Annotated in this window: 9 protein-coding genes; 3 read left to right on the forward strand and 6 right to left on the reverse strand. The window is 66.2% G+C overall.

The features are described from left to right. The first annotated feature begins 145 nt into the window (after positions 1-145). Positions 146-943 carry an SDR family NAD(P)-dependent oxidoreductase gene (locus NRG74_RS20760; RefSeq protein ID WP_017642651.1) on the forward strand — a complete coding sequence of 266 codons (798 nt, stop codon included), beginning with the start codon at positions 146-148 and terminating at the stop codon, positions 941-943. 139 nt (positions 944-1,082) lie between these two features. Here the strand turns inward: NRG74_RS20760 and NRG74_RS20765 are convergent, their stop codons facing one another. The 5 genes from NRG74_RS20765 to NRG74_RS20785 form a co-directional block, all read right to left on the reverse strand. Continuing rightward, complete coding sequence (locus tag NRG74_RS20765; RefSeq protein ID WP_257705197.1) at positions 1,083-1,817, reverse strand: DUF502 domain-containing protein; 735 nt, start codon at positions 1,815-1,817, stop codon at positions 1,083-1,085. Positions 1,818-1,903: 86 nt separating this feature from the next. After that, positions 1,904-3,721, reverse strand: a complete 1,818-nt coding sequence (locus NRG74_RS20770) for a S9 family peptidase (protein ID WP_257705198.1) — start codon at positions 3,719-3,721, stop codon at positions 1,904-1,906. 264 nt (positions 3,722-3,985) lie between these two features. Then, positions 3,986-5,050, reverse strand: a complete 1,065-nt coding sequence (locus tag NRG74_RS20775; RefSeq protein ID WP_257705199.1) for a PA0069 family radical SAM protein — start codon at positions 5,048-5,050, stop codon at positions 3,986-3,988. Between the two features lie 149 nt (positions 5,051-5,199). After that, positions 5,200-6,465: an OprD family porin gene (locus NRG74_RS20780; protein WP_257705200.1), complete on the reverse strand. Its 1,266-nt coding sequence runs from the start codon at positions 6,463-6,465 to the stop codon at positions 5,200-5,202. Between the two features lie 252 nt (positions 6,466-6,717). Further along, positions 6,718-8,115 (reverse strand): MFS transporter, encoded by a 1,398-nt coding sequence (locus NRG74_RS20785; RefSeq protein ID WP_017642646.1) that lies wholly within the window; start codon positions 8,113-8,115, stop codon positions 6,718-6,720. A 445-nt stretch (positions 8,116-8,560) separates the two neighbouring features. On the opposite strand from NRG74_RS20785, the gene quiC reads away from it, so the two are divergent. Both quiC and NRG74_RS20795 read left to right on the forward strand, forming a co-directional pair. Continuing rightward, positions 8,561-10,462, forward strand: coding sequence for a 3-dehydroshikimate dehydratase QuiC (gene quiC, locus NRG74_RS20790; RefSeq protein WP_257705201.1), 1,902 nt, complete (start codon positions 8,561-8,563; stop codon positions 10,460-10,462). A gap of 55 nt (positions 10,463-10,517) precedes the next feature. Further along, entirely contained in the window at positions 10,518-11,174 is a 657-nt protein-coding gene (locus NRG74_RS20795; protein WP_017642644.1) for a TetR/AcrR family transcriptional regulator, read from the forward strand. Positions 11,175-11,707: 533 nt separating this feature from the next. Here the strand turns inward: NRG74_RS20795 and NRG74_RS20800 are convergent. Then, positions 11,708-12,565 carry an SDR family oxidoreductase gene (locus NRG74_RS20800; protein ID WP_257705202.1) on the reverse strand — a complete coding sequence of 286 codons (858 nt, stop codon included), beginning with the start codon at positions 12,563-12,565 and terminating at the stop codon, positions 11,708-11,710. Positions 12,566-12,590: the final 25 nt, after the last annotated feature.

Raw genomic sequence — 12,590 nt, forward strand, 5'->3', positions numbered from 1 at the left:
TCCCAGGGGACTTGTCTATCTGGACCGGCACGCGGGGCTGCCGTTGCGCTTTCCGCCGAACGGTAAGCGCAACGGCGCCCCGTGGCGAGTCGGAATCAGAGACGCCGAATGACGGCATTGCACGCAAACAACCAACGAGGTCGCTATGGATCTGGGAATCAAGGGGCGTGTCGCCCTCATCACGGGGGCCAGTGGTGGCATGGGACTGGCCACGGCCAAGCTGTTGGCCGAAGAGGGTGTCAAGCTGGTGCTTTCCGACCTGGAGCAGGACAAGTTGGAAGCGGCGGCCAAGGGCCTGCCGGGCGAGCCGCTGCTGATCGCCGCCGACATGACCGACCAGGCCGCGGTGGACCAGTTGGTAGAGCAGGGCGAAGCCCGCTTCGGCCAGATCGACATCGTGGTGCACACCGCGGGTGTCACCGGCGCCAAGGGCGATCCCCTGGAGCTGGCCGATGCCGACTACGAGGAGGCCTGGGCCACCGACTTCTTTTCCGCCGTGCGCGTCGGCCGCGCCGCCATCCCGCGCATGCGCAAGCGCGGCTGGGGCCGCTTCGTCTGCATCACTTCGGAAAACGCCGTCCAGCCCTATTGGGAAGAGGCCGTCTACAACGTGGCCAAGGCCGCCCTGGCCGCCTTCATCAAGAACCTCTCCTACAAGGAAGCGGCCCACGGCGTGCTGTGCAACACCGTGTCACCGGCCTTCATCGAGACCGGTATGACTGACGGCATGATGGAAAAACGCGCCAAGGAACTAGGGGTCTCCTTCGAAGAGGCCATCGAAAGCTTCCTCGACGAAGAACGACCCGGCATCGTGCAGAAGCGTCGCGGCCAGGTGGAGGAGGTGGCCGCGGCCATCGCCCTGCTGGTGTCCGAACGCGGCTCCTTCATCAACGGCAGCAACCTGCGCGTGGATGGCGGTTCGGTCCAGGCGGTGCAGAACTAAGAATCTATTCGCGATCTGCTGCGCGTCGGCCAAACTGCGTTGAAAATGGCTTCGGAATGCTCATTTACCAGTTGTAAACTCCGCTTCCTCAGCCCTCTTCGCCTTGTTTGTCTCTAGCTCGCGAGACCGTGAACAGATTCTAAGACGGGCGGGGCGGCTCCTCGGTCGTCCCGTTTTCCTGCTGGCGGCGCACGGCCTCTTCCAGGGGAATGAACTCCACCTGGCGATCCTTGACCACCGGCGGCAGGGTGATGCCCATGGAGACATAGATGCTGGTGAACATGTCGATGCCCATGTCCGCCGGTTTCACCCAGTCCACCGGGACATAGAGCAACCCGCCGCCCACGGGGACCGGCGCCGAAGGCACCAGCACGGCGTGATAGTGGCGACCCTCGATATCGATCACCGCCGGATTGGGCAGCAGTGCCAGCACCGCCACGCCCTGACCACCAAAGAAGCACCACACCGGACTCATGGCGCGGATATCCGCGCCGCCTTCCTTGCGATCGAGCAACTCGACGAAGCGTTCGGCCAGGCCATAGAGCTTGCCCACCACCGGAATGCGGCGGAAGGTCACGTCGGCGAACCAGCCCAGCGGCCGGCGCAGGCCCAGCTTGACCGCTAGTCCCAGCGGATAGAGCAGTACCAGCAAGAGCAGGGTGCCGAGGCCATAGGCCGCCAGGGAGTTGCCGACGAAGGGGTGGCCGACCGCCACCAACAGCCGGCCCAGGGTGGTGTTGGGGCCGATCAGCCCATTGAGGAAGCTGACGATCCAGCCGATCAGCGCCAGGGTCAGGACCAGCGGCAGGAGCAAGAGCAGGCCGGCCAGCCAGGTGGAGACGACGCTTTCGATACTGCGGCGAACGAAGGGCATGCAAGAACTCGACGGCTAAAGCGCCATTCTATACGGCCCGGGTGCGCTCAGCGTTGGCCCGGACCGACTTTCTGAGCGCGCCTCGATCACAGCCAACGGCGATAGAAGGCGGCCTCCTGCTCTAGGGCATCGGCCTGGTTGGCCGCTCGGCGAAAGCCATGGCCTTCATCGGGATAGCGCCTGACCACCACCGGTATGCCGCGCGCCTCCAGGGCCGCGGCCATGGCGTCGGTCTGGGCCGGGACCACCACAGCGTCCTTGAGGCCCTGCAGGAAGATCACCGGCGCCTGGATGCCATCCGCGTGCAGCAGCGGGGTACGGGCCTCGTAGCGCGCGCGGTCGGCCTCGGGATCGCCGATCAGCCAGTCCAGGTAGTCCGCCTCGAACTTGTGGGTGGCCTTGGCCAGCGCCAAGGGATCGCTGACGCCATAGAGGCTGGCACCGGCGCGAAAGACATCCCGGAAGGCCAGGGCGCAGAGCACGGTATAGCCGCCCGCGCTGCCGCCGCGGATAAAGGCGCGGTGCGGATCCACCAGCCCCTGGGCACCGAGGTGCTCGACCACCGCGCAGGCATCCTCGACGTCCACCTCGCCCCAGCGCAGATGCAGTGCCTGGCGATAGGCCCGGCCGTGGCCGCTGCTGCCGCGATAGTTGAGATCGGCCACGGCGAAGCCCTGGCGGACCCAGAACTGGATACGCGCATCGAACACCGGATAGGTGCAGGAGGTGGGGCCGCCATGGATGCTGACCAGCAGCGGTGGCGGACCTTCGCCGTGCCCTTTCGGCAGATAGAGAAAGCCCTGGGCCTGCTCGCCACCGCTGGGATAACTCAACGGCTGGGGTGCGACGATGGCGGCCTCCGCCAGGGGCGCCACCCCACCGGTGACGATCTCCACCGCACCGCTCTGGCGGTCGATGGCCAGCACCGCCGAGGGCCGGGTCGGCGCTGCCGAGATGCAGTAGCAGTGCGTCTCGTCCACGGCCAGGCCACGGAAACGGCTGAAGTCCGGGGCCAGGCGACGGACCTCGCCAGCTGTCCGGCGCTCGCCGAGCAGGCCGAAGCCCTGTTCCTGCCAGGTCGCCAGCCAGCCTTGCGCCGTCGGCAACCAACTGGCGCCACCCAGTTGCCAGGGCGCGGCGGCATGATCCGCCGCCGGTGCCTCTTGTGGCCTGAAGCCCTCCGTGGTCTCGCACCAGGGTTGCCACCAGCCCTGGCGATCGCTCAGCGCCCAGAGCCGGTGCGCGCTATCGAAGAGCGGCTGTTGCAGCGATTCGTCGGGATCGGCCGAAACGACCGTAGGTGCGCCAGGGCGTCCTTGGGCATCCAGCGTCGCCGCCAGCAGTCGGGTGCGGGTCCAGGGCTGGTGCGGTCGGTCCCACTCGATCCAGGCCAGGCGACGGCCGTCGGCGCTGGTGCGCGGTGCGGCATAGAAATCCGCGCCCTCGGCCAGCACCTGACGCTCGCCGCCCGAGCTCAGGGCGACCAGGCGATGCCGCGGCGGCTGTTCGCCGCGGTCTTCCTCGACCGCCAGCACCTGCTGCCGGGCCCCGTCCCAATGCAGATCGCCATAGCGCCAGTGCTCGCCACCGGCCAGGCGTTCGGGTGTACTACCGTCCCGCGGTTGGCGATAGATCGCCTGGTCGCCTTCGTTGACGAACAGCGGTCCCTGGTCACCCAGGCAGAGGGCGCCACCGCCGTACTCATAGACCTTGCTGCGCAGGCTGAAGCCCGCCGGCGTGAGGCAACGCGGCGCGCCGCCGGGCTCGCGCAGCCACAGCCGGGTGGTGCCGTCGGCGGGATCGTACTGACTCCAGTAGAGGCCACTGGCATCGACCTTGAGTTCGGCGAAGTCGATACCGGCGGCAACGGCCTGGGCCGGCGTGAGCGAGGTAGGGGCGGTCATGGCGACTCCGGAAGTAGGAACAGCCGTTAGCCTAGCAGCTGTGTGGGACGGTCTGGGGGGGCGTGCCGGCCCGTTGGGCTTCGCTGCGCTCAACCCAACCTACGAAGCGTGAACTGCTTTTCCCCCTCTCCCGCTGGGAGAGGGTTGGGGTGAGGGACAGGATCGTTGGGCTTCGCTGCGCTCAATCCAACCTACGGGTGCGCCGCTTTTCCACTCCCTCTGGGAGAGGGTTGGGGAGAGGGAGCAGCCCGTGCGGCGCCTGTCCTAGAACAATCCCAATTGCTCCCCCGGCGGGGCGAACTGGCTGCAATCCAGGCCTTCGCCCTCGCGGCGCTCCAGGCCGAAGCGGCGGCGGGCCAGGCGAAAGCGCTGGGCCAGGAGCTCGGCGAACTGGCCTTCGCCCTTCATGCGGATGCCGAAGCGGCTGTCGTAGTTCTTCCCGCCGCGCGACTGGCGGATCAGGCTCATGACATGGGCGGCGCGTTCTGGAAAGTGCGTCTGCAGCCACTCCTCGAACAGGTCGGCGATCTCCAGTGGCAGTCGCAACAGTGTGTAGCCGGCCGAGCGGGCGCCGTGGTCGCGGGCTGCCTCCAGCAGGGCTTCGAGTTCATGGTCGTTGATCATGGGAATCATCGGCGCCAGCAGGGCGCTTACCGGCACCCCGTGCTCGTGCAGGGTGCGCATGGCGCGCAGCCGGGCCTGGGGCGCCGCGGTGCGCGGTTCGAGGACGCGCTTGAGGTCATCGTCCAGCGTGGTGAGGCTGAAGGCGACCCGTACCAGGTTGCGCTCGGCCAGCTGCACGAAGAGATCCAGGTCGCGCAGGATCAGCGCGCTCTTGGTGATGATCGTCACCGGATGGCGATAGCGCAGCAGGATTTCCAGTGCCTGGCGGGTCAGCTGGTACTGGCGCTCGATGGGCTGGTAGCCGTCGGTGTTGATACCCAGGGCGATGGGTTGCGGCTGATAGCCCGGCTTGCACAGCTCCGCTTCCAAACGCTCCGCCAGGTTGGTCTTGGCGATCAGCTGGGTCTCGAAGTCGATGCCTGGCGAGAGATCCCAGTAGGCGTGGGAGGGGCGGGCGAAGCAGTAGATGCAGCCGTGCTCGCAGCCACGATAGGGATTCACCGAGCGATCGAAGCCGACATCCGGCGACTGGTTGCGGCTGATCACCGTCTTGGCGGTTTCCTGGCGTACCGAGGTGGTGAAGGTCAGCGGGGTGGCTTCCTCATACCAGCCATCGTGCTCAGCTTCGCTGCGGGTCGCGGCGAAGCGATTGTGCGGATTGCTGGCGGTGCCACGACCCCGTGGCGGGCGCTGGGGCTGGGTCATATGGAGGCCTCGAAAGCTGTATCTTTGTACAGTATAAGGCCTGAGGGATCGGGGCAAGGGTGCAGCGGTCGGGTGGACTGTAGGAACGGCTGTCAACGAGTCCAGTCGGCGCGAGCGGCGGCCACCCCGGCCGCCGCCGAAACTGCGCCCTACAACACCGAGATCGGATAGTTGAGGATGATGCGGTTCTCGTCGAAGGAGCCGCTGGCGCTGTAGTCGCGTCTCATGCTGGAGTTGCGCCAGCGGATCAGCAGTTTCTTCAGCGGACCGCTCTGCACCTCGTATTGCACCTCGGACTCGCGACCCCATTCCTTGCCGTCGGTGATGCTGCCGGTGTGCACGTTGTCGCCGCTGATGTAGCGGTTCATCAGGGTCAGGCCCGGCACGCCGAAGGCGGCGAAGTTGTGGTCGTAGCGCACCTGCCAGGAGCGTTCCCGGGCGTTGTCGTAGCTGGAGTTGTAGCTGTCGTTGCCCAGGGTGCCGCCACTGGTGCCATTGACCCTCATCCAGGCGCTGTCGCCGCTGACGCGCTGCAGGCCGACATAGAAGGTGCCGCCGCCCTGCTTGGCCGAGAGCAGCGCATAGGCGGTGCGGTTGTCCAGGGCACCGGCGCGGGCCGAGCCGTCGTCGTCGCCGATGAAGTAGCCGAGGTTGGCGCCCAGGGTCCAGCTGCCCACTGGCTGGTAGTGGATCAGGTTGATGAACTTCTGGTTGTAGATGTCTTCGAGCTGGGCGTACCAGAGGCCGATCTGGGTACGCTTCTCGTTGAACCGGTATTCGCCGCCGACGTAGTTGAAGCGGTCGGAGGTGGCATTGGCGCGGCCCTGCATGAACATGTCTTCCATGCTGGCGTCGTTGCGCGGACTGTTCTGGCGCATCTGGCCGCCCCAGAGTTCCAGGTTCTGGATCTCGGTGGAGTGGATCTGGGCGCCCTGGAAGGTCTGCGGCAGCGAGCGGCCGTCGTCGGATCTGAGGATCGGCAGCACGGCGAACCACTCGCCGACCTTGATATCGGTCTTGGAGACCTTGGCCTTGGCCGCCACCGCCAGGCGGCCGAAGTCCTTGGCCGGCTCGTTGCCGGCATGGGTCGGTAGCAGCTGGGTGCCGTAGGTGCCGGCGCCGCCGTCGAGCTTGACCGAGTAGAGGCCCAGGGCATCGATGCCGAAGCCCACCGGGCCCTGGGTGTAGCCCGAGGTCAGGCCGAAGATGAAGCTCTGGGTCCATTCCTCGGCCTTGTTCTGCGCGGTGTAGGCCGGATCGACGAAGTTGCGATTGAAGTAGAAGTTGCGCAGGTTGAGATTGGCCTTGGTGCCTTCGATGAAGCCGTCCGCGGCCCACAGCGGCGTGGTGCTGGCCAGGGCGGCGAAGACGGCGCAGGCACGGGCGAGCCGGCCGGAAGCGAGTCGAGTGCTCATGGTGTTCCTTGTTCTTGTCGGTAAGGGGTGCCCTGCCGGCGCGGGGGCGGCATCTGACGAGGGCGGGTAGGGCGGTGGCGCGAGGTACTGCTAGGAGGGTGCAGGCGACATGAGGGATTCCTTTCTTATTTGAATTATCGGAAAGCTAGGGCCGACGCATTCGGCTGAATAGTTATATGACAACGTATGTCTTACGGCAAGGCTACCAAGGTAGCAGGGCGGAGCCCTCGCCAGGCGAGGGCTCGCGAGGGGTCAGACGCTGGCCTTGAGACTGTCCTGACGGGCCGTGTCATAGGCGTGCTTGTCCATCTGCACGGCGCCCGGCTTGCCCAGGTCGCTCATGGGCACCCGGTAGGTTTCCGGCGACAGATAGGCCGCCAGGGCCGACAGGCAGGTCACGCCGAAGGCCAGTCCACCGACCACCAGCCAGATGTTGTCGGTGCCAGGCGGGGCGACCAGGGTGAACAGCGCCGGCAGCATGGCGGTGAACATGGTGCCGATGTTCTGGGCGATGGCCATGGCCGAGACGCGATAGCGGGTCTGGAACTGCTCCGGGTAGAAGCTGGGGAACACCGCGTTGTAGCCCTGGTAGACCACGCCCCACATCAGCAGCGACATGAGGAAGGCCAGCGGCAGGTTGTGGATGCTGATGGCATAGAGGTAACCGAAGGCCAACAGACCCGACCCCAGGGCACCGCCGATCATGGTCGGCCGCCGCCCGATGCGGTCGGAGAGGTTGCCGACGAAGGGGATCACCAGCACCGCGACGATGTTGCCCACCACCGGTATCCACAGATAGACGCTCTTGTCGAAGCCGATGCCGTAGGCCGGCTGCACCGCATAGGCGGCGCCGAAGATGGTCGCCACCACCGGGATGACGTTCATTAGCGCCATCAGGGCCACCAGGATCATGGCCTTCCAGCTGGTGGTCAGGGCTTCGCCGATGGGCGAGCGTCTGGCCACGGCGGCGGTCTCGGCCTTGGCTTCTTCCTTGACGAAGGCGGGCGTCTCATGGACTTCCCGGCGGATGATGAAACCGGCCAGCAGGACGAAGGCGCTGAGCAGGAAGGGGATGCGCCAGCCCCAGCTGTTGAAGGCATCGGCGGGCATGAAGTAGGCCAGCGGCAGGAAGATCGCCGCGGCCAGTACCTGACCGGCCTGGACGCCCTGCAGGGTAAAGCTCGCATAGTAGCCGCGCCGCCCGAAGGGCGCGTGTTCGAGCACCATGGAACTGGCCCCGGAGATCTCGCCGGCCACGGCGAAGCCCTGGATCAGGCGCAGCACCACCAGCAGGATGGGGGCGAGGATGCCGATCTGGTGGTAGGTGGGCAGCAGGCCAACGGCCATGGTGGCGATGCCCATGAGGAACATGCACAGCAGCAGGACGTTCTTGCGGCCGCGGGTATCGCCCCAGTGACCGAGCACGAAGGCGCCGACCGGCCGCGCCAGATAGCCCACGCCATAGGTGGCGAGGGAGGCGACGATGGCCATCTTGGGATCGCTGGAGGGGAAGAATATCTGCGGAAAGATCAGCGCCGCCGCCTGGGCGTAGATGAAGAAATCGTAGTATTCCAGTGCCGAGCCGATCCAGCCGCTGGCAGTGGCTTTCTTGGCTTGGGAGCCGGGGGTGGGGGAGGCGGTATTGGCCATGGTTGTCTCCGGAATTTTATTGTCAGGCCAGGAGGGTTTCAGCGCCGCGCACGAACTCGCTCGGGCAGCGGGAGCCGAAGATGGAAAGGACGGGAAGACCTAGCCTGGCCGTCGCCGACCGAGCGCGGTGGGGCTGCAGACGAGACGGGGGGCGCAGGATAACGTGGATAGCAGGGGCATGGACGCACACTCTTGTTTGTCTTGTTATGGTCGACGCGGCGGAAGCGACGAGCGCTGGGCTCTGCGATCCATAGTGCGAGGCGCCGCTGGGGCGGGTCAATTCGCCAGATGACCAAATGTTCGATCAGCGAACAGAAACTAACTGGTTCGTACATAATCCATTGTTGGGCCGTGCGGTGCCACGAATAATCGGTGCCAGACCCTAACGAATACCGGTCACTCCGCCAGTAGCATGCGCGGTGGCCGTCAACCCAGGAGCACCGGCATGCAGCGTTCCATCGCGACCGTATCCATCAGTGGCACCCTGACCGAGAAACTCGAGGCCATCGCCGCGGCGGGCTTCGACGGTGTGGAGATCTTCGAGAACGACCTGCTGTATTCCGGCGCCAGTCCGCGGGAGATCCGCCAGCGCGCCCAGGACCTGGGTCTGGCCATCACCCTGTTCCAGCCGTTCCGCGACTTCGAAGGCAATCGCCGCGAGCGCCTGCAGCGCAATCTCGACCGCGCCGAGCGCAAGTTCGACCTCATGCAGGAGTTGGGCACCGACCTCATCCTGGTGTGCAGCAACACCGCCGCCGACAGCCTCGGCGACGAACGCCTGATCGCCGACGACCTGCAACTGCTGGCCGAACGCGCTGCCCCGCGCGGCCTGCGCATCGGCTACGAAGCCCTCGCCTGGGGACGCCACGTCAACACCTGGCAGCAGGTCTGGCGCCTGGTGAAGGCGGTCGACCATCCCAATCTCGGCGTGCTGCTCGACAGCTTCCACACCCTGTCCATCGGCGGTGATCCGGCGGGCATCGCCCAGATCCCCGGGGACAAGATCTTTTTCGTGCAGATGGCCGATGCGCCGCTGCTGCAGATGGACGTGCTGGAGTGGAGTCGGCATTTCCGCTGCTTCCCGGGGCAGGGCGAATTCGACCTGGCCGGTTTTCTCGCGCCCATCCTGCAGACCGGCTACCAGGGGCCGCTGTCGCTGGAGATCTTCAACGACGGTTTCCGCGCCGCCCAGACCCGCGCCACCGCCGCCGATGGCCTGAGGTCCCTGCTCTATCTGGAAGAGCAGACCGCCGCGCGGCTGCAGCGCGACGAGACTCCGGTGGCGGCGCCGCTGTTCGCTCCACCCGAGGCGCCGCGCCTGGAAGGCACCGAATTCCTCGAATTCGCCGTGGACGACGGCCATGGTGCCGAACTGGCGCGCTGGCTGGGCAAGCTGGGCTTCGCCCAGGCCGGGCGGCACCGCTCGAAGAACGTCACCCTGTTGCGCCAGGGCGAGATCAACCTGGTGCTCAACGCCGAACCCTATTCCTTCGGCCACAACTTCTTCGAGGCCCATGGCCCTTCGCTGTGCGCCATGGCGCTACGGGTACCGGATAGCCAGGCCGCCCTGGAGCGCGCCCAGCAATACCGGGCGCAGCCCTATCGCGGCCTGGTCGGCCCCAACGAGCGGGAGATCCCGGCGGTGCGGGCGCCGGACGGCAGCCTGATCTATCTTGCCGATCGCGGCGCGGATGGCCGCAGCCTCTATGACACCGACTTCGATGTCAGCGCCGGCGCCAGCGGTGGCCTCGGGCTGACCCATGTCGATCACGTGGCCATCGCTCTGCCCGCAGATGCCCTGGACAGCTGGGTGCTGTTCTACAAGAGCCTGTTCGACTTCAGCGCCGACGACGAGGTGGTGGTGCCGGATCCCTATGGCCTGGTCAAGAGCCGCGCCCTGAAGAATCGCGAGAGCAGCGTGCGCCTGGCGCTGAACATCTCGGAGAATCGCAACACCGCCATCGCCCGGGCACTGTCCAGCTATCGCGGCTCGGGGGTGCATCACATCGCCTTCGCCTGCCAGGACATCTTCCAGGCGGTGGAACAGGCCAAGGCCGCCGGAGTGCCCCTGCTGGAGATCCCAATGAACTACTACGACGACCTGGGGGCGCGCTTCGATTTCGACGACGACTTCCTCAGTCGCCTGGCCTACTACAACGTGCTCTACGACCGTGACGCCCAGGGTGGCGAGCTGTTCCACGTCTATACCGAGTCCTTCGCCGACCGATTCTTCTTCGAAATCCTCCAGCGCAAGGATTACAGTGGCTACGGCGCCGCCAACAGCCCGGTCCGCCTGGCGGCCATGCTGCAGGCCCGCCAGGGTCGCCCGGCGCCCCTGGAATTCTGAGCCAGGCGGGTACCTGTGGGTACCCGCATCTCTCCCCAGCCAAGAGTCAGACCCGATGCAGGACACCCCGGCGCTCGCGCCCGCGCTCCGTACGCCGCGCAAGAACAATCCCGAAAAGACCCGCCAGGCCATCCTCGCCGCCGCCGTGGCCGAGTTCGCCGATCTGGGCCTGAGCGGTGCGCGGGTGGACGCCATCGCCGAGCGCACCCATACCTCCAAGCGGATGATCTACTACTACTTCGGCAGCAAGGAGCAGCTCTACCTGACGGTGCTGGAAAAGCTCTACAGCGACGTGCGCGGCAACGAGGCCGAACTGCCGCTGGACCGGCTGCCGCCGCTGGAGGCGATCCGCACCCTGGCGGAGTTCCTCTTCGAGCACCACCGCAGTCACGACGACTTCATCCGCGTGGTGAGCATCGAGAACATCCACCGCGGTCGCCACCTGGCGCAGTCGGAGACCATCTCCAGCCTCAACTCCTCGGCCCTGGAAGCCCTGCGCCGCATCCTGGTCCGCGGCGAAGCCAGCGGTGACATCCGCAGCGGTCTTGATGCCGTGGATGTGCACCTGCTGATGTGTTCGTTCTGCTTCTACCGCGTCTCCAACCGCCACACCTTCGGCCGCATCCACGACATCGACATGGAAGCACCGGCGGTGTTGCGGCGGCACAAGACCATGATCGGCGATGCGATGGTGCGCTACCTGCAGCCGTAGAGCATCTGCGCGACCCTCACCCAGAGGGCGCCCGACAATCTTCTATCGGAGAGAGCAAGCCTCGTAGGCTGGGTTGAGACGGCTTCATCGTCGAAGCCCAACGCTGCTGGATATCTGGCGTTGGGCTTCGCTGCGCTCAACCCAACCTACGGGGCACGGAATCCAGCCGCCCCCTATCCCCTCGGGAGAGGGCTGGGGTGAGGGCAAACCCAGGCACCTTAACCTCGTAGGTTGGGTTGAGACGGCTTCATCGTCGAAGCCCAACATTGCCGGATATCCCGCGTTGGGCTTCGCCGCGCTCAACCCAACCTACGGAGCTACCCCTCTCCCTCTGGGAGAGGGCTGGGGTGAGGGCAAACCCAGGCACCCCAGCCTCGTAGGTTGGGTTGAGACGGCTCCATCGTCGAAGCCCAACGCTGCTGGATATCCTGCGTTGGGCTTCGCTGCGCTCAACCCAACCTACGACCTGCCAACCTCCTCTCCCTCGGAGAGAGGACTGGGGTGAGGGCAAACCCCGGCACCCCAGCAAACCCTTAGAGCACCGGCATCCCGCCCGTCACCGGCAGCATGGCGCCAGAGATGTAGCTGCCTTCGTCCGAAGCCAGCAACACATAGGCCGGCGCCAGTTCCACCGGTTGGCCAGGGCGACTCAGGGGCGTGCTGCTACCGAATTGCTCCGGCTCGTCCGGCTTCATGGTGCTGACGATCAGCGGCGTCCAGATCGGGCCGGGGGCCACACTGTTGGCGCGGATGCCCTTCTCGCCGAGCAGCTGCGCCAGACCGGCGGTGAAGTTGGCGATAGCGCCCTTGGTGGCCGAATAGGCCAGCAGGGTCGGTGGGGCGATGTCGGCGTTGATCGAGGCGGTGTTGATGATGGAGCCGCCACGCGGCATGTGCTTCACCGCCGCCTGGGTGATGCGGAACATCCCATGGATGTTCACGTTGAAGGTATGCACCCATTCCTCGTCGGGAATCTCGTCGAGGCTGTCGCGCACCTGCTGGAAGGCGGCGTTGTTGACCAGCACGTCGATGCGGCCAAAGGCCTCCACGGTTTTCTGCACCACGTCCAGGCAGGTCTGGCGCTCGGCCAGATCGCCCGGCAGCAGCACGGCCTGGCGCCCGGCTTCGGTGACCAGGCGGGCGGTCTCCTGGGCATCCTCGTGCTCGTCCAGGTAGGCGATGGCGACATCGGCGCCTTCACGGGCGAAGGCGATGGCCACGGCGCGGCCGATACCACTGTCGGCACCGGTGATCAGGGTCTTCTTGCCTGCCAGGCGACCCGAGCCGCGGTAGCTCGCGGCGCCGCTGTCGGGCTGCGGATCCATGCGCGCTTCGGAGCCGGGAAAGGTCTGGGGTTGGGGTTTGAGGGGTGGTTTGGGATGTTCGCTCACGAGAGGACTCCGAATGCAGACGAGA

This window comes from Pseudomonas oryzihabitans (genome assembly GCF_024652905.1).
In the GTDB taxonomy this organism is placed as follows: domain Bacteria; phylum Pseudomonadota; class Gammaproteobacteria; order Pseudomonadales; family Pseudomonadaceae; genus Chryseomonas; species Chryseomonas benzopyrenica.